At 70.7% G+C, this 22,616-nt stretch carries 25 protein-coding genes; 15 read left to right on the forward strand and 10 right to left on the reverse strand.

From position 1 onward, the window contains the following. Window positions 1–232: 232 nt before the first annotated feature. Entirely contained in the window at window positions 233–706 is a 474-nt protein-coding gene (locus ACGFR7_RS15205; RefSeq protein WP_393318279.1) for a VOC family protein, read from the forward strand. A 133-nt stretch (window positions 707–839) separates the two neighbouring features. Here the strand turns inward: ACGFR7_RS15205 and ACGFR7_RS15210 are convergent, their stop codons facing one another. Then, complete coding sequence (locus ACGFR7_RS15210; protein WP_393318282.1) at window positions 840–1,415, reverse strand: MarR family winged helix-turn-helix transcriptional regulator; 576 nt, start codon at window positions 1,413–1,415, stop codon at window positions 840–842. A 52-nt stretch (window positions 1,416–1,467) separates the two neighbouring features. On the opposite strand from ACGFR7_RS15210, the gene ACGFR7_RS15215 reads away from it, so the two are divergent. Further along, window positions 1,468–2,796 (forward strand): amidohydrolase family protein, encoded by a 1,329-nt coding sequence (locus tag ACGFR7_RS15215; protein ID WP_393318286.1) that lies wholly within the window; start codon window positions 1,468–1,470, stop codon window positions 2,794–2,796. Window positions 2,797–2,842: 46 nt separating this feature from the next. Then, window positions 2,843–3,490 carry a class I SAM-dependent methyltransferase gene (locus ACGFR7_RS15220; protein ID WP_393318289.1) on the forward strand — a complete coding sequence of 216 codons (648 nt, stop codon included), beginning with the start codon at window positions 2,843–2,845 and terminating at the stop codon, window positions 3,488–3,490. Between the two features lie 281 nt (window positions 3,491–3,771). Here ACGFR7_RS15220 and ACGFR7_RS15225 read toward each other — a convergent pair whose 3' ends face one another. Continuing rightward, window positions 3,772–4,470 (reverse strand): SMI1/KNR4 family protein, encoded by a 699-nt coding sequence (locus ACGFR7_RS15225; protein WP_393318292.1) that lies wholly within the window; start codon window positions 4,468–4,470, stop codon window positions 3,772–3,774. Window positions 4,471–4,698: 228 nt separating this feature from the next. Here ACGFR7_RS15225 and ACGFR7_RS15230 point away from each other — a divergent pair, with 228 nt between their 5' ends. The 3 genes from ACGFR7_RS15230 to ACGFR7_RS15240 are packed head-to-tail and all read left to right on the forward strand — an operon-like array spanning window position 4,699 to window position 6,439. Further along, a complete protein-coding gene (locus ACGFR7_RS15230) occupies window positions 4,699–5,016 on the forward strand; it encodes a WXG100 family type VII secretion target (protein ID WP_393318294.1) in 318 nt (105 codons plus the stop codon). A gap of 2 nt (window positions 5,017–5,018) precedes the next feature. Further along, entirely contained in the window at window positions 5,019–6,056 is a 1,038-nt protein-coding gene (locus ACGFR7_RS15235) for an amidase domain-containing protein (protein WP_393318297.1), read from the forward strand. Next, window positions 6,056–6,439, forward strand: a complete 384-nt coding sequence (locus ACGFR7_RS15240) for a hypothetical protein (RefSeq protein WP_393318300.1) — start codon at window positions 6,056–6,058, stop codon at window positions 6,437–6,439. The genes ACGFR7_RS15235 and ACGFR7_RS15240 overlap by 1 nt, the downstream gene beginning before the upstream one ends. Window positions 6,440–6,512: 73 nt before the next feature. Here ACGFR7_RS15240 and ACGFR7_RS15245 read toward each other — a convergent pair whose 3' ends face one another. Next, complete coding sequence (locus tag ACGFR7_RS15245; protein ID WP_393318591.1) at window positions 6,513–6,749, reverse strand: GntR family transcriptional regulator; 237 nt, start codon at window positions 6,747–6,749, stop codon at window positions 6,513–6,515. Window positions 6,750–6,904: 155 nt separating this feature from the next. On the opposite strand from ACGFR7_RS15245, the gene ACGFR7_RS15250 reads away from it, so the two are divergent. Both ACGFR7_RS15250 and ACGFR7_RS15255 read left to right on the forward strand, forming a co-directional pair. Then, window positions 6,905–7,138 (forward strand): hypothetical protein, encoded by a 234-nt coding sequence (locus ACGFR7_RS15250; protein WP_393318303.1) that lies wholly within the window; start codon window positions 6,905–6,907, stop codon window positions 7,136–7,138. Then, window positions 7,135–7,413, forward strand: coding sequence for a hypothetical protein (locus ACGFR7_RS15255; RefSeq protein ID WP_393318306.1), 279 nt, complete (start codon window positions 7,135–7,137; stop codon window positions 7,411–7,413). Before ACGFR7_RS15250 ends, ACGFR7_RS15255 begins: the two co-directional genes overlap by 4 nt. A 112-nt stretch (window positions 7,414–7,525) precedes the next feature. Here ACGFR7_RS15255 and ACGFR7_RS15260 read toward each other — a convergent pair whose 3' ends face one another. Further along, on the reverse strand, window positions 7,526–7,744 hold the full coding sequence (locus tag ACGFR7_RS15260; protein ID WP_393318308.1) for a hypothetical protein: 219 nt from the start codon (window positions 7,742–7,744) through the stop codon (window positions 7,526–7,528). Window positions 7,745–8,105: 361 nt separating this feature from the next. Here ACGFR7_RS15260 and ACGFR7_RS15265 point away from each other — a divergent pair, with 361 nt between their 5' ends. The 5 genes from ACGFR7_RS15265 to ACGFR7_RS15285 all read left to right on the forward strand — a co-directional run bounded on the left by ACGFR7_RS15265 (window position 8,106) and on the right by ACGFR7_RS15285 (window position 13,153). Further along, the gene (locus ACGFR7_RS15265) at window positions 8,106–8,579 is read left to right on the forward strand and encodes a MarR family winged helix-turn-helix transcriptional regulator (RefSeq protein WP_393318311.1); all 474 of its coding nucleotides are present in this window, start codon (window positions 8,106–8,108) and stop codon (window positions 8,577–8,579) included. A gap of 11 nt (window positions 8,580–8,590) precedes the next feature. Then, the gene (locus ACGFR7_RS15270) at window positions 8,591–11,239 is read left to right on the forward strand and encodes an MFS transporter (protein ID WP_393318314.1); all 2,649 of its coding nucleotides are present in this window, start codon (window positions 8,591–8,593) and stop codon (window positions 11,237–11,239) included. A 217-nt stretch (window positions 11,240–11,456) separates the two neighbouring features. Then, the gene (locus tag ACGFR7_RS15275) at window positions 11,457–12,299 is read left to right on the forward strand and encodes a YceI family protein (RefSeq protein ID WP_393318317.1); all 843 of its coding nucleotides are present in this window, start codon (window positions 11,457–11,459) and stop codon (window positions 12,297–12,299) included. Between the two features lie 209 nt (window positions 12,300–12,508). Beyond that, window positions 12,509–12,652 (forward strand): hypothetical protein, encoded by a 144-nt coding sequence (locus ACGFR7_RS15280; RefSeq protein ID WP_393318320.1) that lies wholly within the window; start codon window positions 12,509–12,511, stop codon window positions 12,650–12,652. A 57-nt stretch (window positions 12,653–12,709) separates the two neighbouring features. After that, window positions 12,710–13,153, forward strand: coding sequence for a hypothetical protein (locus ACGFR7_RS15285; RefSeq protein WP_393318323.1), 444 nt, complete (start codon window positions 12,710–12,712; stop codon window positions 13,151–13,153). Between the two features lie 44 nt (window positions 13,154–13,197). On the opposite strand, the gene ACGFR7_RS15290 is transcribed toward ACGFR7_RS15285, so the two are convergent. Further along, window positions 13,198–13,962 (reverse strand): TetR/AcrR family transcriptional regulator, encoded by a 765-nt coding sequence (locus tag ACGFR7_RS15290; RefSeq protein ID WP_393318325.1) that lies wholly within the window; start codon window positions 13,960–13,962, stop codon window positions 13,198–13,200. Here ACGFR7_RS15290 and ACGFR7_RS15295 point away from each other — a divergent pair. After that, the gene (locus ACGFR7_RS15295) at window positions 13,961–14,101 is read left to right on the forward strand and encodes a hypothetical protein (RefSeq protein WP_393318328.1); all 141 of its coding nucleotides are present in this window, start codon (window positions 13,961–13,963) and stop codon (window positions 14,099–14,101) included. The two genes, ACGFR7_RS15290 and ACGFR7_RS15295, sit on opposite strands and share 2 nt — an antisense overlap. Window positions 14,102–14,165: 64 nt before the next feature. Here the strand turns inward: ACGFR7_RS15295 and ACGFR7_RS15300 are convergent, their stop codons facing one another. Together ACGFR7_RS15300 and ACGFR7_RS15305 are read right to left on the reverse strand one after the other, a co-directional pair. Continuing rightward, window positions 14,166–15,818 (reverse strand): MFS transporter, encoded by a 1,653-nt coding sequence (locus tag ACGFR7_RS15300; protein WP_393318331.1) that lies wholly within the window; start codon window positions 15,816–15,818, stop codon window positions 14,166–14,168. A 132-nt stretch (window positions 15,819–15,950) separates the two neighbouring features. Beyond that, window positions 15,951–18,077, reverse strand: coding sequence for an ArnT family glycosyltransferase (locus tag ACGFR7_RS15305; protein ID WP_393318594.1), 2,127 nt, complete (start codon window positions 18,075–18,077; stop codon window positions 15,951–15,953). On the opposite strand from ACGFR7_RS15305, the gene ACGFR7_RS15310 reads away from it, so the two are divergent. After that, window positions 18,055–18,279 carry a hypothetical protein gene (locus ACGFR7_RS15310; RefSeq protein ID WP_393318619.1) on the forward strand — a complete coding sequence of 75 codons (225 nt, stop codon included), beginning with the start codon at window positions 18,055–18,057 and terminating at the stop codon, window positions 18,277–18,279. The genes ACGFR7_RS15305 and ACGFR7_RS15310 overlap by 23 nt on opposite strands. Before the next feature lie 95 nt (window positions 18,280–18,374). On the opposite strand, the gene ACGFR7_RS15315 is transcribed toward ACGFR7_RS15310, so the two are convergent. The 3 genes from ACGFR7_RS15315 to ACGFR7_RS15325 form a co-directional block, all read right to left on the reverse strand. After that, window positions 18,375–19,697, reverse strand: a complete 1,323-nt coding sequence (locus ACGFR7_RS15315; RefSeq protein WP_393318334.1) for a glycosyltransferase — start codon at window positions 19,695–19,697, stop codon at window positions 18,375–18,377. A gap of 26 nt (window positions 19,698–19,723) precedes the next feature. Continuing rightward, complete coding sequence (locus ACGFR7_RS15320) at window positions 19,724–21,316, reverse strand: sensor histidine kinase (protein ID WP_393318337.1); 1,593 nt, start codon at window positions 21,314–21,316, stop codon at window positions 19,724–19,726. A gap of 205 nt (window positions 21,317–21,521) precedes the next feature. Continuing rightward, window positions 21,522–22,223, reverse strand: a complete 702-nt coding sequence (locus ACGFR7_RS15325) for a response regulator transcription factor (protein ID WP_129298580.1) — start codon at window positions 22,221–22,223, stop codon at window positions 21,522–21,524. Between the last annotated feature and the right edge of the window lie 393 nt (window positions 22,224–22,616).

The following is a 22,616-nucleotide window of genomic DNA, read 5'->3' on the forward strand; positions in this document are numbered from 1 at the left end:
GGTCCGGGGTGGACATGAGGGCCGGTCCGGGGTGGACATGAGGGCCGGTCCGGGGTGGACATGAGGACCGGTTCAGGGGGAAGTGAGGGCGGGCTGTCGGACCTGGCTGAAAATCGCCCCTGCCGGGCGACGCGAGAGACCTTCCCGAAGAGCGATGAGTTCCGGCCGGTGGGACCGTCTAAAGAGGCACAGACGCAGCCACCGGCAGCGACCCCGTCCCAGGGAGAAGACCATGCCCCAGATCACCCCCAACCTCTGGTTCGACACCCAGGGCAAGGAAGCCGCAGAGTTCTACTGCTCGGTGTTCCCGAACTCGAAGATCAACAACGTCACCTATTACAACGAGGCAGGTCCGGGCCCTGCGGGGACCGTACTGACGGTCGAGTTCGAGCTCGACGGCCAGCAGTACGTCGCGATCAACGGCGGCCCCGTGTTCACCTTCAACGAGGCGGTCTCCCTGATGATCGTCTGTGCCGACCAGGACGAGATCGACTACTACTGGACCAAGCTCTCCGACGGCGGCGAGGAGGGCCCCTGCGGCTGGCTGAAGGACAAGTACGGCCTGTCCTGGCAGGTCGCGCCCGGCGGCATGGCGGAGCTGCTGAACGACCCGGACCAGGAGCGCGCGACCCGCGCCATGAAGGCCATGCTCGGCATGAAGAAGATCGATATCGCCGCCCTCCAGGCGGCGGCGGATCAGGCGTAGGCCGAAAGGCCGGGCGCCAGACGGAAGCCGGGCTCCATACGGAAGCCGGGTGCGAGGCGCAAGCCGGGCGGCAGACGCAAACCGGACTCCAGGCGCCGGTGACACGCCATGAGGACCCCCGGTGGCCCGCACCTCAGGACCGGCTGCGGTTGCGCCCCGTCCGTAGCGGTCGCGGTACGGGGCGGCGGTGCACGCCCACCTCGCGCAGCGCCCGCGCGGCGGCGTGCACGGCGACGGGCGACGCCTCGGCGAAGACCGCCTCATGGGCGTCGGCGTTGGCGCACACGGCGCGCTCGGCGGTGCGCACCCCGTCCGGTGTCAGCCGGATCATGGTGCTGCGGCCGTCGTCCGGCGAGGGCTCGCGGAGCACGAGTCCGCGGCCGGCGAGGTGGTTGACGACGTTGCTGATGCCGCCGGAGGACAGCAGCAGCGCGCGGACCAGCTCGTTCGGCTTCATGCAGTAGGGCTCACCGGACCTGCGCAGGGCGACCAGGATGTCGAATTCGGCGACGGTCAGGCCGAGGCCGGGGAGCACTTCGCGGGTGGCCGCGTCCAGGGCGCCGGCGAGCTGCACTATCCGCTTCGACAGCTCCGTCGTCGGGCGGAGCGCATCCGGCAGCTCGCTGCGCCAGGCGCTCAGCAGCGCATCGACGGGGTCGGGGACTGGTCCGGATGCCGCGGTCACCTCGGCAGGATAGTAGATCGCCATCGTGATAGCTTTACACAAAGCTTTCTTCCGAACGTGTAGAGGGAGATGTGCCATGGGAATCGAGCGCCACCACAGGCCGCGCCTGCTTCTTCGCGGTGGCCTGGTCATCGACACCGCCCCCCACCCCGTCGTCCACCCGCACACCGACGTCCTGGTCGAAGAAGGCCGCATCGCCGCCCTCGGTCCCGATCTGCCGCTCGATGACACCGATACCGGCCTGGAGGTGATCGACGCCCGCACGATGGTCGTGCTGCCCGGCTTCGTCGACACCCACCGGCATCTGTGGCAGGGGCTGCTGCGGTCCGCCGCGGTCGACGAGAGCCTTGACCACTACCTCCGCCGGATTCTCGGTGATCTCGGCGCCCGCTACACGCCCGCCGACGTGTACACCGGCAACCTTCTCGGCGCGCTGGAGTGCCTGGACTCCGGGGTCACCACCGTCCAGGACTTCTCCCACGTCCAGCACACCCCGGAGCACACCGCGGCCGCCGTCGAGGCGCTGGCGGAAGCGGGGATCCGTGCCGTCTTCGGCTACGGCTACCCCGTCTTCGACGAGGCCGCCCGGCAGGCCGACTGGGTGCGCAAGGCCCGCACCGACCACTTCCCGTCGCGCGAGGCGCTGGTCACCATGGCCCTGGCACCGGTCGGCCCCTCCTTCACTCCCCCGCAGGCCGTACGCGAGGACTGGCTGCTCGCCCGCGAGCTGGACCTGCCCCTCGCCGTCCATGTGCAGGCCGGCCCGGTGGCGCAGCGGCCGATCGCCGCCCTGCAGGAACAGGGACTGCTCACCGCCGGCACCCTGTACGTACACGGCAACTCGCTGCCCGACTCCGAGCTGCGGCTGATCGCCGAGTCCGGCGGGGCGGTGGCGATCACGCCGGCGATCGAGGCCTCGATGCGGTTCGGCGCCCCGATGGCGGGCCGGCTGCGCCGGGCGGGCATCACCACGGGGCTGGGCGCGGACGCGGTCACCTCGGCGCCTGGCGATATGTTCTCGCAGATGCGTGCCGCCTTGATGAGCAGTCACTTCGACGAGGACGACGCCGCTTCCGGAACGTCCACGATCAAGGCCGCCGATGTGCTGCGCATGGCCACCGCGGAAGGGGCCGCGGCCCTCGGCCTGGGCGACGAGGTGGGATCGCTGGGAATCGGCAAGCGCGCCGACCTCGTCCTGCTGCGCGCCGATGCGCTCAACCTCGCCCCGGTGGCGCACGATCCGATCGGCGCGGTGGTGACCGCCGCGCACCCCGGGAACGTCGACACGGTCCTGGTGGACGGGCGCCCGGTCAAGCGCAACGGACGGTTGCTGTACGACGACCTCGGCGGCGTACTGACCGAGGCCCACCGCGCGGCCGAACGCCTCGGGGCATCGAGCTCGTAGTGGCTCCTCTCAGCGCCGGTCGGCGCCAGGCATTACTGTCGTGCGCATGGTCGAACACGATGCCCTCAGTGCCACCCGCGAGGCCTACGACGCCGCTGCCCCCACCTATGCGCAGCTGTTCCGGGACACGCTGCGGGACGCTCCCCTCGACCGTGCGATCTTGGGTGCCTTCGCCGAGGCCGTACGTGCGGGTGGGGACGGTCAGGTCGCGGACCTGGGGTGCGGGCCGGGTCATGTCACCGCCCATCTGCACGAGTTGGGGCTGACGGCATTCGGTGTGGACACCTCTGCCGCGATGATCACGTTGGCGCGGCAGGCCTATCCGGACCTGCGGTTCGACGTGGGCTCGATGGCCGCGCTTAACATCGCTGACGGCGTGCTGGGCGGCGTCCTCTCGCGCTGGTCCATCATCCACACGCCGCCGCAGGAACTCCCCGTCATCCTGGCGGAGTTCCACCGTGTGCTGGCACCTGGTGGCCACCTCCTGGTCGGCTTCTGGGCAAGCGAGGATCCGTCTCACCCGACGCAGACCTTCGATCACGTGGTCGCGCCGGCCTATCGGTGGTCGCCCGATCACCTTGCCGCAATGCTGCGCACGTCCGGGTTGGCCGAGGTGGCCCGGATGGTTCGCGAACCTCAGCCCACCGACCGACGGCAGTTCCAGGAGGTTCACCTGCTCGCCCGCAAGGCCTAGGCAGGGCCTGTCCGCAGGGCCTGGGTGGGGCAGGGCCTGTCCGGAAGGCCTGGGGAGGACCTGTCCGGAAGGCTGGGTAGGGTCCGCCCGGCCGTGGCGCGTGGGTCACGTGGCTGACGGGCCGGGAGAAGGGTCCCAGGACGACGTGCCGTGGACGGTGCCGAAGGACTGTACGGCACACCCCATGCGCGCGATGGCGGCGAGGACTGCGCGGCGGGCCGCTTCGCTATCGACGGGCGGGAACGCGACCCGGAGTTGATGCCCGTAGGCCGTCTCGTAGGTCAGCTGCCAGCCGGTGCCGGTGACGACGAAGTGGTCTTGCCGGAGGCCGTTGTGTTCGTAGCCACCACGGTCCGCGGTGGGGCGAGCGCGTCGCGCAGGATTCGCAGGCGCTCGGCGTAGGGGAGGCCCCCTTCCTTCTCTTCCTCCAGCCGGACGTAGACGTGATCACGTTCGATCGCCGCGTCGAACCAGGGGGCGGTTTCCTTCTCGTGGTGCAGGAGTTCGGAGCTGAGGCGGCCGCTGATCCACCCGTCGAGAAATGCGGCGGCCCCGCGGTCGAATCGTTCGTAGTCGCTGTCACGTGACCAGATCACCACCGGCCAGGACTCGGGCGGCCCCTCGGTCAGCCAGCACACTTGGGCCCCGTCATCGGTCATGGCCCAGGTGAGCAGTCCGCCCGGTTCCGGGAAGAAGGGGTAGGGATACTGCTCGGGCCAGTCCTCGCGCAGCGGGCCGAAGTCCTCCACCAGGTGTGCTTCGAGCCGGACCGGGTTGTCGTCGCCGAACGGGGTGCACAGGCCCAGCGCACCCCAGAAGTCACCGCGGCCGTAGGTCTCGACCAGCTTCTTGTAGTCGTCCGGCAGCCGGGTGCCCAGTGCCCTCTCCGCATCGGCCCAGTCACCACGCCCGTTGACGGCTTCGGCGGGCGGCGCCACCCGCTCGATGATGCGGGCGAGCGGGCTGTGCTCATCGATCATGAACACACCATAAAACCGGCGCCCCCGGGAAGAACGGCCGTCACTGCCCTCTCCCTGCTTGCCGCGTTCACATCCGCTCGCCCTGTTCAATCTGCCCGGTTTCCTCCGGAACCGCCTGCCCGGCGTCCCTCCCGCACAGGCCTGTACGCCATCTTCTACGGTGTGGAGGTAGGCGCACTGGTCATGCACAGGACCAGTGCGGAGAAGTGAAAACGGAACGGGGGACCCGTGGGTGACATACGGGTGGACACGGCGAAGGTCCGCAGCACCGGCGATGACATGAAGGCCCTGTCGAGCGACACTCAGCGGCGGCTGTCGCATGTCCTCGACAGCTCTCAGGAGGTCTACTACGACGCCATGTTCTGGAAGTCCGGAAACGCCGTGATGTCGTGCCGCACCGCTTGGCAGGATCACATGGTCGACCTCGCCAAGAGGATGGGTGACCTGGGGCAGCGGTTGCAGGACTCCGCCGACGGCTACGACGCCGCGGACCAGGAAGCGGTCGCGCGGCTGAGGGCCGGCATGAAGGACCTGGGGAGGCACTGACCGTGGTCACGTACTCGGAACTCATCAGCGCCCACCCCCGGAAATGGAAAGAGGCCGCGGACGACTGGGCGGCGCTGGCGAAATACGCGCTGAACGCCGCGAATGACGTACGCGAACAGGGCGCCAAGCCCCTCGCTGACAATTGGTCCGACGAGGTGGGCGCGGCCGCGGCCGGCGATTTCGTCAAGCTGGCGAATCAACTGGAATCGGCGTACGACCTGCTGCTCAGCGTCAAAATGGTCATGGAAGGCATGCACACCAGCCTGGAAACGGCGATGAGCATCGCATGCCAGATCACCGATCTCTCCCGGGCCCACGACCTGCCCATAGGCGATGACGGAATGCCGCTGGAATGCCCCGCCCCGAACGCGGGCGCGGACAAGCAGCAGGCCTACAACGACATCGTCGCCCTGCGCGAACAGGCTCTGCGACAGGCGACGGAAGCGGACGGGAAAACCTCGGCCGAGCTGTACCGCCTGGCGGGCATGACCGGTATCGGCGACCCGGACAAGGCTCTCAAGGAACAGAACCGCGCCTCGCGTGTCGAGATGGACATGCTCGCCGCCGACATCCCGAAGGCGAACACCGACCCGACTGCGGTACGCGCCTGGTGGAACGCCCTGAGCGAGAAACAGCAGCACGACATGATGCGGGCCGAACCGGTGAAACTCGCCCACCTCGACGGCATTCCCGAGAACGCGAAGCGCGAAATGCGCGGCACGGACGGGAAGTTCGACCGGGTGAAGATGGTGGAGTACGCGCTCGATAACTGGAACAAGGAAGATCCTGTCGACTTCGGCAACAACTGCACCAACTTCGTTTCCAACGCGCTGTCCCACGCCGGGATGCAAGAGAAGACCTCCTTCTGGGAGGGAACTCGCGGAGACGACACCTGGATGAAGGGAAACCCAACGGGCATTCCTCTTCCCGGCTTCGAGCAGATCGACCGTTCTCTCGGGCATTCCAAAACGTGGGCTGGCGCCGAGAACCAGCAGAGCTTCATGCTGCGGCACGGCGGCGAAGAGGTTGATTGGTACTGATGACTGACACTTCAACCGCCGCCCGGCACTCCCCCCTATTGGTCACGCTGTTCGCGCTGCTCGGCCTGGGCGGCCTCACTGCCTACGGCAAGGCCGACGACGCACATGTCGCCGCGGAGTGGGCACACTGCGGGGACCTTCCGCTGACCTGGCAGATCTACCTGAGTGCTTACGGCGCACTGGCCTGCGGGGTACTCACACTCGTGCTGTTCTGGTGGGTCGCCAGGCGCGCCCGCCAACGCGATACCTGGGTGGGCCACAACTGGTCGGGCAAGCTTGCGATTGGTGCCCTCGTCCTCGATGTCCTGCTGGTAACTCTGCAGCTCTTCGTGGTCTGGTCGCTGTACCAGCCGTCACCCAGTGGGCCCATCAGCTGCGTCTAGCGGGGCGTCGCCCAGGAACACGCAGGGCAGGGCGACGGCGGCCCGGCATGCCGCCGGAAGCTGCGAAGGCGCGTCAGGCGCCCGGTCGCCGCTGCGTCACGAACGAGCCCATACCGGGTGTGGTGACGATGAGCCCTTCTTCTCGGAGGGCAGCGGTGACCTTGCGAATGGTCACGCGGGCGACGCCGAACTCCTGCTCCATCCGCACCTCGGAGATGAGGTGGCGTGGTGGGTAAGTGCCGTCCGCGATCCGCGCTCGGATCACGTCGGCAATCTGCGTCCACTTGGGCACCGTGGGGTCGAAGTCCATCACGAACGGGACTGTACGCACGGGTAGTTAGACAGGCATAGAGGGGTATAGCTATAGACAGGGGCTAACAGGACCCTTTACGGTGGCACGGCAAAGACCCCGGCGGGTGCGCCAACACCCCCGGGGCAGGCCAACGCTGCTCAAGGAGCGTCGGCATGCAGAACCTTATGCGCCGCCTGCTCGCCCGTTTAGGGAGGCGGCGGACCCGCCCCACCCCTACCGTCTCGTACCGGCCACAGCCGACGCCTCGCCGACCCCTCCGCCGCCACCCCGAATCCCCCCTAGACGGCGAGGCCACCCTCCTCGTACGCCCTTACCTCCTCGCGCACGAGCGCCAGGAGGCGCGGCGCGACGGGGCGTTCCTGCGGGCGCTGGCGGTCGCCTCATGAGCGGCGGCATGCGGCTGCTGCCCTGGAGCGGGCCGGACGGGAAGCGCTGTTACCTCTCCAGCGACGAGGGCGGTGGGTATCTGTCAGAGCTCGCCGACGACATGGGAGAGGCTCAACTCGGCACCGGCGAGGAGTTGTTGCGGCATACGGCCGAGCTGCTGAGCGGACCGGCGGAGGCGACCGCCGGGGAGCTGCGGTTCTGTGTCCACAGGCCGTGTGAAGCGTTGCGGGACGCGCTGCGGATCGCGGAGAGCAGGGGCGGGCGGGTGACGTAACCGGCGGAGGAAAGATCAAGGGCCCGGCATCGTGATGCCGGGCCCGTGCGCGCAAGAACAGCCGTGCGCGTAAAGACAGCCGTGCGCCTAAGGGCAGCTGCGAAGAGACTCGTCAGGCCAGTGCCAGCCACGCCGCGCCCGCGACGACCAGGATGGCGACGATCACGCCGACGATGACGCCCACCCGGGGGCCGGACGACTGCTGGGGGGCGGGGGCGCGGCGGCTGCCGGGCTGCGGGGTGCCGCCCTCGTCCACGAAGGCCCGGAACATCTGCGTGCTGCCCGCCGGGTCGTAGTTGCCGCCGGCCTGGTTCTGCGGGTTGGTCGCCATGGGGAAGGACCCTAGCGAACCGGGGGCGGAGCGGCACCCCTGGGGCGCGCATGGGGCGCTCGGGAGGCCGCCTACGGAGCGGGGTCGGGCCGGGTACGGGGTGTGGACGGGGGCGCGGGCGGGTCGTCTGGGGGTGTCCCGCTACCGACCGGTATCGGCCGGGGCCCCTCGCCCGGCCGCTGACCTGCATCTTTGCGTGCCATGGCGCCCCGTTTGACCGATACCCAACGCAGACTTTTCGCTTCCTTTACTTCAACCCTGGACGATTTCGTTTGCCTTCAGCAACCAACTTGATTATGGTTGCCCCAAGCAACAAAAGATCGTGGACGCATGCGATGTGCGAGGGATGGTGGAGGAGCCCGTGGCCGCCCACAGTCAGTACGAGGAACTGGCCAGGCAACTCAGCGCCATCGGTGCCGTCAAGCGCGAAATGGGGCGGATGCTGCCCCAGGAGTGCCCGCCCGCTTCGGCCGGGGTGCTCACCCTTCTCGACCGGCACGGTGAGATGCGGATGAGCCAGCTCGCCGAGCTGCTTGCCATCGACATGTCGGTGACCAGCAGGCATGTCGCCCATGCCGCCGAGCGCGGCTGGATCGAGCGGAAGCCCGATCCGGCGGACAAGCGGTCGCGGCTGCTGCGCCTGACCCCGAGCGGCACGGAGCTCCTGGAAGAGCTCGCCGAGCGCTACACCGCAACGCTCGCCCGGTACCTGGACGACTGGTCCGACACCGACGTCGGACACCTCACCGAACTGCTCGCCAGGCTCCGTACGAGCTTCGGCGACTGCCGCCCCCGGGCGCATCACGACTCCACCACCCGTACACCCGCAGGATGAAAAGGAATTACATGGCTACGACCACACCAGCCGGTGTGCGGGGCGGCCACGCCAGGCACGGAGGCGGACACCACGCCTCCGACGGAGCCCCTATGACGCACCGTCAGATCATGGAGGCGCTGTCCGGGCTGCTGCTCGGCATGTTCGTCGCCATTCTGTCGTCGACGATCGTCTCCAACGCGCTGCCCGAGATCATCCACGACCTCGACGGCGGACAGAGCGCCTACACCTGGGTCGTCACCGCCTCGCTGCTCGCGATGACCGCGACCACCCCGCTGTGGGGCAAGCTCTCCGACCTGTTCAGCAAGAAGCTGCTGGTGCAGTTCGCGCTGGTCATCTACGTCGCGGGGTCGGTCGTCGCGGGCCTGTCGCAGAACACCGGGATGCTGATCGCCTGCCGCGTGGTGCAGGGCATAGGCGTGGGCGGTCTGTCCGCCCTGGCCCAGATCGTGATGGCCGCGATGATCTCGCCGCGGGAGCGCGGCCGGTACAGCGGCTACCTCGGCGCCACCTTCGCCGTCGCCACCGTCGGCGGCCCGCTGCTCGGCGGCGTCATCACCGACACCGACTGGCTCGGCTGGCGCTGGTGCTTCTACGTCGGCGTGCCGTTCGCGGTCATCGCGCTGATCGTGCTGCAGAAGACCCTGAAGCTGCCCGTCGTCAGGCGCGAGGGCGTCAAGGTCGACTGGGCGGGCGCCTTCTTCATCAGCGCGGCGGTCTCGCTGCTGCTGGTGTGGGTGACGCTGGCCGGTGACAAGTACGACTGGATGTCGTGGCAGACCGCCGCGATGGTCGGCGGCGCGGTCGTGCTCGGCGCGATCTTCGTCTTCGTCGAGACCAAGGCCAAGGAGCCGATCATCCCGTTGCGGCTGTTCCGCAACAAGACGATCACCCTTGCGTCGGTGGCCTCGCTGTTCGTCGGTGTCGCGATGTTCTCCGGCACCGTCTTCTTCAGCCAGTACTTCCAGCTGGCGCGCGACAAGTCGCCGACGATGTCCGGCGTCATGACGATCCCGATGATCGGCGGACTGTTCATCTCGTCGACCGTCTCGGGCCAGATCATCACCAAGACAGGACGCTGGAAGGCCTGGCTGGTCGCCGGTGGCGCACTGGTGACCGCGGGGCTCGGGCTGCTGGGCACCATCCGCTACGACACCGAGTACTGGCACATCGCGATCTTCATGGCCCTGATGGGCCTGGGCATCGGCATGATGATGCAGAACCTGGTGCTCGCCACGCAGAACCAGGTGGCCCCCGAAGACCTCGGCTCCGCCTCGTCCGTCGTGACCTTCTTCCGCTCCCTCGGCGGTGCGGTGGGCGTCTCGGCCCTCGGTGCGGTGCTCGCCAACCGCGTCACCCACTACGTCAAGGACGGTCTGGCCGACCTCGGCCCCAAGGCCGCCAAGGCCGCCGCCCACGGCGCCGGCAACAGCGGCGGCGGCATCCCCGACCTGGACTCCCTCCCGGCGCCGCTGCGCACCGTCATGGAGAGCGCCTACGGTCACGGTGTCGGCGATGTGTTCCTCTACGCGGCGCCCTGCGCGCTGCTCGCCTTCCTCTTCACCCTGTTCATCAAGGAGGTCGCGTTGAAGACGCGTGGCGGACTGTCCCAGAGCGCGGAGAGCGCTCAGAACGCGGAGAGCGCCCAGGCTGCGGGCACCCCCTCGGCCACTCCGGCGGCCGTCGCGTCGGCGGATGCCGTCGTCCCGGACCTCGCCGCCGCCGCGGCGCCGGGCGAGGAGCGGGAACCCGCTCTGGTGGGTGCCCCGTCGGTGGCCCCCGACGACGTGCACACGCCGTCCTGGGCGCAGCCGGCCGCGGCTGCGGCCACCGCCACCCAGCCGCTGGCGGCGTACGCCTCGGCCGGCGGCGGTGACGCCCTCCCGACCGGTTCCGCGGTCCACGGCTTCGTCCGCAATGCGGAGGGCCACCCCGTACCGCGCTCCGCGGTGACGCTGATCTCGCTCAGCGGGCGTCAGCTGGGCCGCGCGGTCGCCCAGGCCAACGGCTCGTACGTCCTCGACGCCCCCGGCGCCGGCTCGTACGTGCTGATCGCCGCGGCCGACGGCCATCAGCCGCAGGCGTCCACGGTCGTCGTCGGCGACCAGCCCCACGGCTACGACATCCTGCTCAGCGGCACCAGCGGCCTCGGCGGCCAGGTCCGCAGCGCGGCCACCGGCCGGCCGGTCGAGGGTGCGATGGTCGTCGTCACCGATGTCCGCGGAGAGGTACTGGCCACCGGAATGACCGGCGCCGAGGGCTCCTTCGCCTTCGACGAGCTGGCGCCCGGGACCTTCACCGTCGCCGTGAACGCCCCGAACCACCGCCCGGCCGCGCTGCCGGTCGAGATCGGCGGCCAGGGCACGACCCGGATCGAGATCGAGCTGCTGTCCGGCGCGCGGGTGCAGGGCATCGTGCGGGCCGGCGGTCCGGACGGATCCCGGCCGCTGCCCGACGCCCGGGTCACGCTGGTGGACGCGGCGGGCAATGTCGTGGCCACCTCGACGACCGGGGAGGACGGCGCCTACGCCTTCACCGACCTGGACGCCGGCGACTACACGGTCATCGCGAGCGGCTACCCGCCGGTCGCCACCGGCCTTGCGGTCGGCGCCCGCGGAGTCGACGGCTACGACGTCGAGCTCGCACACCCCGAGGGCTGAAACGCCCCGGGCCCGGGGATTCTCCCCGGGAGCAATGCCCCGGGCCGGGGCGCGCGTTGAGCGGAGGCGCGTCCCGGACCGGACCCCGGGGCTCCGGCGGCGGTGCTGCGCACAGGCAGGGGACGGCCTGCACGCCGCCGCCGGAGCCCGACACTCCCCCACGCTCCCGGCGTCGCCGGAGCGGGGGACCCCGACCAGGCAGGAAACAGGAGAGGCAATGACTTCGACGGGCGCGGGAGCTGCGGGCCTGAGGGCTCAGATCCGCACACGCGACGGCTGGGCGGTCCAGCATGCCGTACTGACCGTCACCGATATGACGGGTGCGCAGGTGCTGCGCGCGGCGGCGGACGACGAGGGCGCCGTCCGCAGCGCACAGCCGCTGCCCGCCGGCCCGTACACGGTCATCGTGACGGCAGTCGGCTATGCACCGGTCGCCTCCAGCGCGATCGTGACCGCGAGCGGCCGGATGGACATCGGCAGCGTCGTCCTGGCGCGGCAGGGCGGGGCCGAGCTGCCGCCGCCCGGCGCCTGGACCATCGACCCGATGCACTCGACGGTGGCCGCGGTCGCCCAGCACCTGGGGATCTCCAGCGTGCACGGCCGGTTCACCGAGTTCAGCGGCCGGATCGAGATCGCCGAGGATCTTGCCGCTTCGCGGATCGAGGCGGCCATCAAGGCCACGTCCATCGACACCGGCAACGGGATGCGCGACGGGCATCTGCGCTCCGAAGACTTCCTGAACGTCGAGGAGTTCCCGGAGATCACCTACCGCAGCTCGGGCCTGGCACCGGCAGGACCGGACCGCTGGACGGTACACGGCGAGCTGTCGCTGCACGGTGTCGTACGCCCGGTGGACCTCGACCTGAGCTACCTCGGCACCGGTCCCGACCCCTGGGGCGGGGTGCGCGCCGCCTTCCGCGCCACCGCGGAGCTGCGCCGCGAGGACTTCAAGATGAACTACAACCAGGTCGTCGCGGCCGGCATCGCGGCGATCGGCACGACCCTGAAGGTCGAACTCGACATCCAGGCGGTGCAGGGGGAGAGCCTGCCGATGGGGTGAGGAGGCTGGGGTGAGACCCCCTGGGGTGAGACCCCCTGGGGTGAGGGCCCTGGGGTGAGACCCCTGGGGTGAGGGCCCTGCGGCGGTCGTCAACCGTTTCTCCCGTCGGTCGCGGTGCGAGAAACCGGCCGCACATCGGGCAACGACGTGTGGCGAACCACGGTGGTCAGGCGCCCGCAACCAGCGTGCCGAGGGCCGTACGCCGGTGGGTGACCGAGCGGCCGGTGCGGGTCGTCGTCGCCATGCCCGCCGATCTGAGCGCCGCCGCATGGGACGAGGCCGTCGCGTTGCTGACGTGGAGGGCGCGGGCCAGGGAGGTCGTGCCGCCCGCGCCGGCCGGCCCGTACCCCTAAGGCGGCGGCCCTCCCGTGCGGCGGAACCGGCCTTGCGGCTGCGATGTCCTGGCAGGCATGGCGAAGCTTGTGTTCCTGATCCTGGCCTTTGCGCCGCTTTTGGCGCCCTATGTGTTCGTGATCGCTGCCACGGTGCTCGGCTTACGTGCCTACCGGCGGCTACCGGGCGGCGGGTGGCACCTGCCCGGCGCCTCGACGTCCGCGTGGATCGCGGTCATGGCCGGTGCGGCGGCGTTCGGCGCCTACGCGTGGGGCGTGATGTCGGGGTTCTACCTCCTCGACCCGGATCAGATGTGTGCGGCGCAGGGAGTCCGGGGCGATCGCATCGTGACGCGGGAGACGCTGCCGGTCAGTGCGCAGTGCGTCACGTCGGACGGCGTGGGAACCGAGCTGGTACCGGGCTGGGTGAATCCCGTGATCTTCCTGGGGCTCACGCTGCTCGTGTTCGCCCTCGTGACGGGGACGCTCGCAGGTGTGCGCCGACGCCGCTGCCGGCGGTGAAGCGCCGGCCGTGCCCGGCCGCCGCCCGATCGCTCAGCCGCCCCCTACGGACGGTCCCGCATCGCCTCGATGCCCGCGATCTGGAGATCCAGGGCGAACGCGAAGTCCCGGTCCAGCACGTCCACGGCGCTGCGGCCCCGGCGGACGTGGTCGGCCCGGGTGGAGGGTTCCAGCAACTCGGCGAACTCCGGCCGGTCGGTGAGCACGGCGACGACCTGTTCGAAGTAGTCGTCGAGGCTCATGCCCACGGCCCGGCAGCGGGCCTCGTGTGTGGCCCGGATCGTCGAGAATCCGTAGACGAAGTGGAAGAGGGACGCCAGCGCGCCGGACATGCGGTCCGCGGCCAGGCCGCTGCGGCGCATCACTCCCTGGGTGGCGTTGGCGAAGGCCGTCGCATGCGGGCCGATGTTGAGGAACTCGCCCAGCAGCCGGGCCGCCCAGGGGTGGCCCAGCAGCATGTCGCGGTAGCCGAGGGCGAGCGTGCGCAGCTGGTCGCGCCAGTCGGCACCGGAGTCCGACGCGTCGGGCAGGGGCATCTCGCCGGCCACCGCGTCGACGGCCAGTTCCAGCAGGTCGTCCTTGGTGTCGACGTACCAGTAGACGGACATCGCGGTGACGCCGAGTTCGGCGGCGAGCCTGCGCATCGAGAACTTCGACAGGCCCTCGGCGTCCAGCAGCCGGACCGTCGCCGCGACGATCTTGTCGAGGTCGAGTCCGGCCGGCTGTTCCGCCTTCCGCTTGAGCGGGGGCCGTTCGGTCAGCCAGACGCTGTTCGGCCGCTTTCCGGTGCGGTCGTCCGTCGCTGCCATGGCGCCCCTCCCTGTCCCGAGCTTCTTCGACGTCGTGGGCGCCGTCGTCGAGGTCGGCTTCGGTGTTGTCGTCGGTGTTGTCGTCGGTGTCGCGGGCGGTGTTGTCGTCGTCCGTCGTGGTGGGTCTCGTCGGCGGTGACGGCACGTATGGATGCATACGTGCCGCCGGTACGCGCTGTTCACGCGCACCTGCCGAGCCGATGCTATTCCGCCGCGGCGGTGGCCGGCCCGGCACCGGGAGCCGTGGCGGCCTGCTCCGCGTCCCCTCCGGTACGCTCCGCCCGGCGCAGCAGGACGGCGGCGAGCAGCCCGCCGAGGAACACCGCGGCCGCGCCGACCAGCTGGCTGGTGCCGATGCCGGCCGCGAAGGCGTCGTGGACGGCGGCCCGTTCGGCGTCCGTACGGGTCCGGGCGAGCGCCGCGGTCAGCGACCCGGCGCCCGCGGCGGCCAGCGGAAGCAGCGCCGTGAAACGGGAGTTGAGGACCGCGCCGAGGACGGCGACACCGAGGCCCTGGCCGAACTCCATCAGGGTGCCGTTGACGCCGGCCCCCACGCCCGCCTTGGCCGGCGGGATCGCGGACATGATGGCGTTCGCCATCGTCGGCATGGCGAACGCGACACCGACACCCATCACGACCAGGCCGCACAGCATGCCGCCGTAGCCGGCGCCGCCGAACAGCGAGATGGCGGCGAGGCCGGCCGCGAGCAGCGACATCCCCGAAACGATCATTCCGGGGGTGCCGAGCCGGGGGAGCAGACGGGCGCTCAGACCGGTGAAGTTGACCAGGATGACGGTGACGGCGAGCGGCGCCATCCGTAGTCCGGCATCCAACGGTGCGTAACCGAGGACCAGTTGGAGGTGCTGAGTGAGCAGGAACATCGAGCCGCCCATCCCGAAGGCGACGAGGATGCCGCCCGAGACGGCGCCGATGAACCGGCGGTTGCGGAAGAAGTGCATGTCCAGCATCGGATGCGGGACGCGCAGCTCCCACAGCGCGAAGACGGCGAGCCCGGCGACTCCGATGGCCGCGGAGATCAGCACCCGGCCCGACAGCCAGCCGTACATCGGTCCGGAGATGATCGCGAAGACCACCCCGACCATGCCGATCATGGACAGCAGGGCACCCCGCAGGTCGAGGGGGGTCCGCCCGGCCGCGGGCGTACCGGCCGCGGGCGTACCGGCCGCGGGCGTACCGGCCGCGGGCGTACCGGCCGCGGAGAGGGTGTCGCCGCGGCTGCTCGCTTCGGGAACGAGGGCGACGACGGCCGCCAGCGCGATCACCGCGACGGGCAGATTGACCAGGAAGAGCGAACCCCACCAGAAGTGATCGAGCAACGAACCGCCGATCAGCGGTCCGGCGGCGAAGCCGAGGGAGTTGACCGAGCTCCAGATGCCGATGGCCCGGGGGCGCTCCTCGTCGTCGAAGATCTGCATCACGACGGCGAGGGTGGTGGTCACCAGCAGGGCCCCGCCGACGCCCATACCGGCGCGTGCGGCAATGAGCTGACCGGGTGACTGGGCAAGGGCGGCGCCGAGCGAGGCGGCCCCGAACAGCGCCAGGCCGGCGATGAGCATCTTCTTGCGGCCGTAACGGTCGGCGGAGTTGCCCGCGGTGAGCAGCAGACCGGACTGGACCAGCGAATAGGCGTTGATCATCCACTGGACGTCAGCGGTGGTCGCGCCCAGCTCCTCGGTGAGGGAGGGGATCGCGACGTTCAGGACGGTGTTGTCGAGGACGACCGTCAGCTGGGCGAGGCAGATGACGGCGAGGATCAGCCAGCGGGCGGCGGGGCGGCCCGGTGGTTCAAGAGTGGCGGTGGTGGCGGTGGTGGCGTCGGAGGCCACTGAGGACATACAGGCTCCCTGTACGGCGCGAGCGGTGCCTTACACCGTACAGGGAGAGCTATACGCCGTACATCTAGCTTTCGACCGCCCGGGGGAACAGGCCGCCGGTGCGACCGCGCCGCCCGGGTCGCACCTGTGAGGTCACGCCTTCCGGGTCAGGTCGTAGAAGGTGGCACTGCCGACGGTGACCTTCTTGAAGGTCTTCTCCACCCAGGACGTGATCTTCGACGAGCCGCCCCGGCCGCCACCGGGGCCGCCCTTGCCGCCACCACGGCCACCACGGGGACCGCCCTGCCCGCCCTGCCCGCCCTGCCCGCCCGCGATGAAGTAGTGGATCTTCCCGGCCGCTACCTCCTTCTTGAACTGGCCGAGGGTCGGCGAGGGGTCGCTCCCGTTGAAGCCGCCGATCGCCATCACGGGCTTCTCGGTGGCGAGTTGATAGCTCGCGGCATTCTGCGAGCCGATCGCCGCGGCGGCCCAGGCGTAGTGGTCCGCATCCTTCTCCAGCAGCGCCTTGGCCTTGGCGCTCACCTTGCTGCCGTTGAGCAGACCGCCCATGCCGCCCATACCGCGCATCCGCCCGGCGCCCCGCTCACCGGGGCCGCCCGGTCCGCCCGGGAAGCCCTGCGGACGGCCACCGGCGCCCTGCCTCGGGAACCCGCCCGGACCGGTGCCCTGGTGGTTGCCTCGGGCTCCGCCCATGCCCTGGCCCTGGCCCATGCCCTGGCCACCCGCCATGGCTCCGTTGTTGCCGCCCCACATACCGGGCCGCCCGCCACCGGGGAAGCGGCCGCCGGGCCTGCCCATGCCGCCCTGCACCGTGGGGCCCGCGGTGATGATCGACCCGCCCTTGGGGGTGTTGACGGTTTGGAGCGTGTACGCGACCGGACCGGCCAGTGCCGTCGCCACCCCGAGCCCGGCCGCCAGCACCGCGAGGCGCCGGTCCGTCCGCCGCGGTGCCCGTTCCGGCTCACTGTCCCCCGCCGACGCTCCCGCCCATACCGGCACCAACAGCCCCAGCACCGACAGCACTCCGAGGGCCACCACCGTCCAGCGCAGCCACGGCAGCCAGCCCGGCGAGCGGTCCAGCAGCACATACGACCATCCGGCGGTCACGGCGACCGTCCCGGCCAGTACGAGCGCGGCGCGCCGGCCGCCGCGCCGCCACCACAGCGTCGCCCCCATCCCGACCAGCGCCGCGATGTACGGGGCCAGCGCGATGTTGTAGTACTGATGGAAAATCCCGGACATGAAGCTGAAAATCGTGAAGGTCATCAGCAGCGCGCCGCCCCACACCAGGAACTCCGCCCGCTGACCGGCCTGTTCGGCAGCGGTCGCACGCCGGGCACGCCACAGCACCCACACGCTCGCGACCAGCAGGATCAGCGCGGCAGGCAGCAGCCACGAGATCTGCCCGCCCATGTCGGACGAGAACAGCCGGGTGATCCCGGTCTCCCCCCATCCGCCGCCCCCGCCGCCGGGACGGCCACCGCCCCCGCCGACGCTGCCGGTCTCATTGCCGCTGATCCGCCCGAGGCCGTTGTAGCCGAAGGTCAGCTCCAGGAAGCTGTTGTGCTGCGAGCCGCCGATGTACGGGCGCGAGGACGCCGGCCACAGCTCGACGATCGCCACCCACCAGCCGCCGGACACCACGATCGCCAGCCCGGCGAGCAGCAACTGCCCCAGCCGCCGCCGCGGCGCGACCGGCGCACAGCAGGCGTAGACGACGGCGAGGGCCGGCAGGATCAGCCACGCCTGCAGCGTCTTGGTCAAAAATCCGAGGCCGAAGCAGACACCGGCCAGCACCAGCCACTTCGTACGGCCGTCCGCGAGCGCCCGCAGCACGGCGGCGATCGCACAGACCATCAGCAGGCACAGCAGCGCATCGGGGTTGTTGAACCGGAACATCAGCGCCGCGACCGGCGTCACGGCCAGCGCCCCGCCGGCGAGCAGCCCCGCCCCGGCACCGAAGCGGCGCCGTACGGCCTCGTAGAGCACCCCGACCGTCGCCACACCCATCAGTGCCTCGGGCACCAGGATCGCCCACGAACTGAGCCCGAAGAGCCGTACGGACAGCGCCATCGGCCACAGCGCGGCCGGCGGCTTGTCGACGGTGATGGAGTTCGCCGCGTCGGAGGAGCCGAAGAAGAACGCCTTCCAGCTCTCGCTGCCGGCCTGTACGGCGGCCGAGTAGAACTGGTTGGCATACCCGGAGGCGGACAGGCTCCAGAGGTAGAGCACGGCCGTGACCAGCAACAACGCCAGCAGCGCAGGCCGCGCCCAGCGCGGACCGGCAGCGGGCCCCGACGCCGCCCCGGCAGCCGTGGCCGACTCCGCCCGGGGATCGGTGGCCGATGCCGTCCCGGCAGCGGCAGCCGATGCCCTGGCGCTCTCCCGTGACGTGAAGGGGGGCGGATACGAGGGTGGGGCCGGCCTATCGGGCGGGGACGGGGTCATCGAGCGCTCCTGATGAAGACGAAGTCGTAGTGGTCGTGTGTGAGCGGCTGGGTCAACGAGCGCTCACGGCGCAGGAAAAGCCGTAGTGGTCGTGCGTGAGCTGCGGGGTCAACGAGCGCTCCTGGTGGAGTCGTGATGGTCGTGCGTGGGGTGTGGCCGCGGTGCGCCGGCGTCGTCGCGCCGCTCGCGGTCCGGGAACACCCAGGCGCGGAAGAGCAGGAACCGCAGCACCGTCGCCGCGAGGTTGGCGGCCACCAGCACCGCGAGTTCGGTGCCGTGCGAGGCGTCGCCGCCGGCGGCGGCGAGGGCGGCCAGGGAGCCGCTGGTCAGCGCCAGCCCGATGGCGAAGACCACCAGTCCCTGAGCCTGGTGCCGCACGGCCCGGTCCCGGCCCCGCACCCCGAAGGTCAGCCGCCGGTTGGCCGCCGTATTGGCCAGCGCCGACAGCAACAGCGCCACGGCGTTGGCGGCTTGGGGCCCCACACCGAGCCGGAAGACCGAGTACAGGCCGAGATAGAGCAGGGTGCTGAGCCCGCCGACGACACAGAAGCCGACGAGCTGACGGGCCAGGCCGCCGGGCACCCCGGACAGCTCACGGTCCCGCGGGTCGTCCCCGAACGGCCGGGCGAGCCGGTCCAGCGGCAGCGCACCGGTCGCCAGCGCCCGCGCCACCCGCCATACGCCCTTGAGATCGTCGGCGGCCGTCCGCACCAGCTGCACGGTGCTGTCGGGATCGTCGACCCAGTCCACCGGCACCTCGTGGATCCGCAGCCCGGCCCGCTCCGCGAGCACCAGCATCTCGGTGTCGAAGAACCATCCGGTGTCCTCGACCATCGGCAGCAGCCGGGCGGCGACATCGCTACGGATAGCCTTGAAGCCGCACTGCGCATCGGAGAAGCGTGCGGAGAGCGAGCCGCGCAGGATGAGGTTGTACGTCCGCGAGATGAACTCCCGCTTCGGACCGCGCACCACCCGCGCACTGCGGCTGAGCCGGGAGCCGATCGCCAGATCCGAGTGCCCGGAGATCAGCGGTGCGACCAGCGGCAGCAGCGCGTTGAGGTCGGTGGACAGATCGACGTCCATATAGGCCAGCACCGGCGCCTCGGAGAGGGACCACACGGTGCGCAGCGCCCGCCCGCGCCCCTTCTGCTCCAGCCGTACCGCCGTGACTTCGTCGATCGCGTCGTCGAGCACGGCGGCTACCTCCGGCGTACGGTCCGTGCTCGCGTTGTCGGCGATGGTGATGCGGAAGCCGTACGGGAAGGTGCGGGCCAGGTGCTCGTGCAGCCGCCGCACACAGGGCTCCAGGTCGCGTTCCTCGTTGTGGACCGGTATCACCACATCGAGGACGGTCGCGATCTGACCGAGCCGCAGATGCTCGCGCGGTGGCAGGGAGCCCAGCGGTGTGCGGGGCGGCTGTGTCGTCGTCATGCCTACGACAATCGCCGCCCGCGCTGTCACGGCGGTGTGCTGAGCCTGTGTCCTGGCTGTGAGGGGGGCGGGGGTGTCTTCGGGGCAGCGGGCGCATTCCGGACAGCCGGTGCCGGGAGCGGCGCTGTCGGGAGCGGTGCCGTCGGGGCAGCCGCCGCCGTCGGCAGTGTCACGGTGAAGACCGTCCGTCCCGGCACGCTGGTAACCCCGACCGTGCCTCCGTGCGCGGCCACCACCGCCTGCACGATGGCGAGGCCGAGCCCCGTGCTCCCGGCGGCACGCGAACGCGAGGCGTCGCCCCGCGCGAACCGCTCGAAGACATGCGGGAGGAGCGCGGCCGGAATACCGGGCCCGTCGTCCTGCACCTCCAGCTCGACGACGTCGCGGCGCCCGGCAGGACCACCGGCGGTGAAGGCGGCGGCCGCACGACCAGCGGCGGAGGGACCGGCCGCGGGGCCGGCAGCGCGCACCCTGGCCGTCACCGTCGTGCCCTCGGGCGTATGCGTACGGGCGTTGGCCAGCAGATTCACCAGGATCTGGTGCAGCCGCCCGCCATCGCCGCAGACCAACGCGGGCTCATCGGGGAGCTCCAGCCGCCACCGGTGACCTGGCCCCGCCACCTGCGCATCACTGACGGCGTCGACCACCAACGGGGACAGGTCCGTGGTCCCATACGACAGCGGGCGCCCGGAATCGAGCCGGGCGAGCAGCAACAGGTCCTCCACCAGCCCCGTCATCCGCTCGGCCTCCGACTCGATCCGCCCCAGGGCGTGCCGGGTCTCCGGCCCCGGCTGCTCCCGCCCGCGCCGGGTCAGCTCGGCATAGCCGCGGATCGACGCGAGCGGCGTACGCAGCTCATGGCTGGCGTCGGCGACGAACTGCCGCACCCGCGTCTCGCTCTCCTGGCGGGCCGAGAGCGCCGCGCCGACATGCCCCAGCATCCGGTTGAGCGCCGCACCGACCTGCCCCACCTCCGTCCTGCCGTCCGATTCGGAGGCCGGCACCCGGACGTGCAGCGCCACCTCGCCCTGGTGGAGCGGCAGTTCGGACACATGGGTGGCGGTGGCGGCGACCCGGCGCAACGGCCGCAGGGCGATGCCGACCATGGTGGAACCGGCGATACCGGCCGCGATGAGCCCGGCGACCGTCACGCACTCCTCGATGACCACCAGTTGGCTGACCGTGTCCTGCACATAGCCGAGCGGCAGACCGAGCGCCAGCGAGCCGTCCCTGGTGGATGCCACCCGGTAATCACCGAGGCCGGGCAGCTCGGCGGTGTGCGGCCTGCCGTCCCGCGGCACCGCGTTCAGCGCCGCAACCTGCGCCCGGGGCAGCGGCGACAACGGGTCCTCGGACAGCCAGTTGGTCGAATGGCTCAGCATGGCACCCTCGTCGGCCATGCCGTCGGGCCCGAACCGCACCCCCACCGTTTTCAGCGGCTGACCGCCCATCGCCACGAAGTCCAGGCCCTTCGTACGCCGCGGACCATGCGGGCGCGGCGCCTGGGCATGGGCGACGGAATCCAGCAGCTTCTGGTCCAACTGCCGTTGCAGATAGTCGTGCAGCGCAATGGTCGTCACCGTGCCGATGACGGTACCGACGACAGCGATCAGCGCCACCGCCGACACGACGAGACGGGTCCGCAGCGACCAGCGGCGGCGGGGGGTGGGGGTGGGGGTGGGGGCAGGGGCGGCCGGCCTTGCCGGGGTGGCAGAGGTGGCCGGGGCCTCCGGAGGGTCTGGCGTTGCCGGGGCGGCCGGCCCGGTCGGCGCACCCGGACCGGCCGGCCCCGTGACCGCCGGGTTTCGCGTTCGCGGCACCGGCCTACCCGCCCGGCTTGATCAGATAGCCCGCGCCGCGCCGGGTGTGGATCATCGGTGTCCGCCCCGCGTCGATCTTCCGCCGCAGATAGGAGATATACAGCTCCACGACGTTGGCCTGGCCGCCGAAGTCATAGCTCCAGACCCGGTCGAGGATCTGGGTCTTGCTCAGCACCCGCCGCGGATTGCGCATCAGGTAGCGCAGCAACTCGAACTCGGTGGCGGTCAGGTGGATCTCCTGGCCGTCCCGCCACACCTCATGGCTGTCCTCGTCGAGCACCAGATCGCCCACCGTCAGCCGCGACTCGCTCCGGGCCGCCGCCGCCCCGGCCCGGCGCAGCAGCCCCCGCAGCCTGGCCACCACCTCTTCCAGGCTGAACGGCTTGGTGACATAGTCGTCGCCGCCCGCCGTCAGCCCGGCGATCCGGTCCTCGACCGCGTCCTTGGCGGTCAGGAACAGCACCGGCACATCCGGCAGTTCCCGCCGCAACCGCCCGAGCACCGTCAGCCCGTCCATGTCCGGCAGCATCACATCGAGCAGCACCGCATCCGGCCGCCAACTACGGGCACAGCGCAGCGCTCCCGCACCGTCCCCTTCCGAGCGGATGTCCCAGCCCTCATAGCGCAGGGCGAGGGACAGCAGATCGGCGAGCGAGGACTCATCGTCCACGACCAGCACGCGCAGCGGACTGCCGTCGGGCCGCAACAACACCGGCTGCTTCGCCGGCGCGTCCCTGGAGGACGAGGCCGTAGCCGGGGTACGAAACGACGCTTGGGACGACGAAGTCACGGTCATGCCGGTGAGCCTGAGCCGGTCCCGTGAGAGCTCCCTTGCGCCTTCCTGTGAATCTCCTGAGAATTCCCCGTGCTTCGCCCCGCCGAGGCCTCTTCCTCCCCGGGACCCCGGCCGTTGGCGGAAGCCCGTGTGGCGGAAGCCCGTCACCGACCCCTACCCGAAGCCCCTGGCCGAGGCACCTTGACCGACCTGGGCCGCCCCCCGCGCGGCCCAGGTCGATCACCACTTCCTCAGCATCGCACCCACCACTGACAATCCCTCTGACCAGCACATACACAGCCCTACGAACGCCTGCGAAAACTT

Origin of the sequence: Streptomyces sp. NPDC048516, assembly GCF_043199875.1 — a bacterium.
In the GTDB taxonomy this organism is placed as follows: Bacteria; Actinomycetota; Actinomycetes; order Streptomycetales; family Streptomycetaceae; genus Streptomyces.

What these genes read in the sequence shown, in the direction of transcription:
- ACGFR7_RS15205 (WP_393318279.1), top strand. Translation starts at nt 233, where the DNA reads ATGCCCCAGATCACCCCCAACCTCTGGTTCGACACCCAGGGCAAGGAA.
- ACGFR7_RS15210 (WP_393318282.1), bottom strand. Translation starts at nt 1,415, where the DNA reads ATGGCGATCTACTATCCTGCCGAGGTGACCGCGGCATCCGGACCAGTC.
- ACGFR7_RS15215 (WP_393318286.1), top strand. Translation starts at nt 1,468, where the DNA reads ATGGGAATCGAGCGCCACCACAGGCCGCGCCTGCTTCTTCGCGGTGGC.
- ACGFR7_RS15220 (WP_393318289.1), top strand. Translation starts at nt 2,843, where the DNA reads ATGGTCGAACACGATGCCCTCAGTGCCACCCGCGAGGCCTACGACGCC.
- ACGFR7_RS15225 (WP_393318292.1), bottom strand. Translation starts at nt 4,470, where the DNA reads ATGATCGATGAGCACAGCCCGCTCGCCCGCATCATCGAGCGGGTGGCG.
- ACGFR7_RS15240 (WP_393318300.1), top strand. Translation starts at nt 6,056, where the DNA reads ATGACTGACACTTCAACCGCCGCCCGGCACTCCCCCCTATTGGTCACG.
- ACGFR7_RS15245 (WP_393318591.1), bottom strand. Translation starts at nt 6,749, where the DNA reads ATGGACTTCGACCCCACGGTGCCCAAGTGGACGCAGATTGCCGACGTG.
- ACGFR7_RS15250 (WP_393318303.1), top strand. Translation starts at nt 6,905, where the DNA reads ATGCAGAACCTTATGCGCCGCCTGCTCGCCCGTTTAGGGAGGCGGCGG.
- ACGFR7_RS15255 (WP_393318306.1), top strand. Translation starts at nt 7,135, where the DNA reads ATGAGCGGCGGCATGCGGCTGCTGCCCTGGAGCGGGCCGGACGGGAAG.
- ACGFR7_RS15260 (WP_393318308.1), bottom strand. Translation starts at nt 7,744, where the DNA reads ATGGCGACCAACCCGCAGAACCAGGCCGGCGGCAACTACGACCCGGCG.
- ACGFR7_RS15270 (WP_393318314.1), top strand. Translation starts at nt 8,591, where the DNA reads ATGGCTACGACCACACCAGCCGGTGTGCGGGGCGGCCACGCCAGGCAC.
- ACGFR7_RS15275 (WP_393318317.1), top strand. Translation starts at nt 11,457, where the DNA reads ATGACTTCGACGGGCGCGGGAGCTGCGGGCCTGAGGGCTCAGATCCGC.
- ACGFR7_RS15285 (WP_393318323.1), top strand. Translation starts at nt 12,710, where the DNA reads ATGGCGAAGCTTGTGTTCCTGATCCTGGCCTTTGCGCCGCTTTTGGCG.
- ACGFR7_RS15295 (WP_393318328.1), top strand. Translation starts at nt 13,961, where the DNA reads ATGGCGCCCCTCCCTGTCCCGAGCTTCTTCGACGTCGTGGGCGCCGTC.
- ACGFR7_RS15290 (WP_393318325.1), bottom strand. Translation starts at nt 13,962, where the DNA reads ATGGCAGCGACGGACGACCGCACCGGAAAGCGGCCGAACAGCGTCTGG.
- ACGFR7_RS15300 (WP_393318331.1), bottom strand. Translation starts at nt 15,818, where the DNA reads ATGTCCTCAGTGGCCTCCGACGCCACCACCGCCACCACCGCCACTCTT.
- ACGFR7_RS15315 (WP_393318334.1), bottom strand. Translation starts at nt 19,697, where the DNA reads ATGACGACGACACAGCCGCCCCGCACACCGCTGGGCTCCCTGCCACCG.